Below are 1,070 nucleotides of genomic sequence, written 5' to 3'. Positions count from 1 at the left end.
CCCGACCAATAGTCGGGCTTTTTATTGTATCTTGTATGGAGGCCGGAACCAGAGTCGAACTGGTCTGTAAGGCTTTGCAGACCCCTGCATAACCGCTTTGCTATCCGGCCAAGGTAGTAAAAAAAGGCAACAGTAAAAAAAGCCTGTTCTCACAGGCTTTTAAAATTTGGAGCGGGAAACGAGATTTGAACTCGCGACATTCACGTTGGCAACGTGATGCTCTACCAGCTGAGCTATTCCCGCATAAGCGATATATTATAATGTGTTTTTTACTAGGATTTGAATGTTTTTATTCCTTCTTTTAAATAAATTAATCCAGAGTATAAAGTCAGCAAAGTTGCAACAACCAATAAGAAAACACCAATCTCGAAACTTGGCAATCCAAAGAATGGCTGCTGGTAAAGTAAAAACAGAATGGCAAAAATTTGCACAAAAGTTTTTACTTTGCCAATGAATGAAACATTAATGGTTGAACGCTGACCAACTGTGCTCATCCATTCTCTTAGTGCTGACACCAAGATTTCTCTAGAAATAATAATCAACGCACAAACACTAATATACCAATGCGTATTGCTAGGGTAGTAATCAACCAATAAAACTAAGGCCGTTGAAACCATTAATTTATCCGCAACAGGGTCTAAAAAAGCCCCTAATTTTGAAGTCATATTAAGTTTTCTTGCCAAATATCCGTCTAAATAATCTGTCAGGCTAATGGCAGCGTAAACACCCGTTAGTGAAAAATTAATCCAAGTGAATATTGGTGTATCTGTATAAGTAGGCTGACAATAATACAAAACTACAAAAAGCGGAATTAGCGCAATTCTTGATAAAGTTAAAATATTTGGTATTGTCATCAGGTGAATTCGACTCATAAACGCACCACTCCCAATTGACGAGCATCAATACCCGTCCTTTCAAAAAAACACCTGATAAGGTGTTTTAAATCCTAAACATTTTCTTGGTCTAGAATTCAATTTATTCACAGCTATTTTAACCTCATTGCAGGCAACATTTACCAAAGACATCGTCTTTGGGAAGTATTGCCTTAAAAGACCATTAGCATTCTCATT

General features: G+C 37.3%; 1 protein-coding gene, 2 tRNA genes and 1 pseudogene. All 4 read right to left on the bottom strand.

Annotated elements, in window-relative coordinates:
- Positions 1–36: 36 nt before the first annotated feature.
- A tRNA-Cys gene (locus BAZSYMA_RS06620) sits at positions 37–110 on the bottom strand.
- A 57-nt stretch (positions 111–167) separates the two neighbouring features.
- Positions 168–243, bottom strand: a tRNA-Gly gene (locus BAZSYMA_RS06615).
- 29 nt (positions 244–272) lie between these two features.
- Complete coding sequence (gene pgsA, locus BAZSYMA_RS06610; protein ID WP_090716939.1) at positions 273–857, bottom strand: CDP-diacylglycerol--glycerol-3-phosphate 3-phosphatidyltransferase; 585 nt, start codon at positions 855–857, stop codon at positions 273–275.
- Between the two features lie 57 nt (positions 858–914).
- Positions 915–1,070 (bottom strand): annotated as a pseudogene (locus BAZSYMA_RS10690) (IS30 family transposase); the annotation flags it as partial.

The organism is Bathymodiolus azoricus thioautotrophic gill symbiont, from assembly GCF_001298715.1.
GTDB lineage: Bacteria > Pseudomonadota > Gammaproteobacteria > PS1 > Pseudothioglobaceae > Thiodubiliella.
The sequence above is the reverse complement of the archived record's forward strand: the minus strand, read 5'-3'. Positions and strand labels throughout refer to the sequence as shown.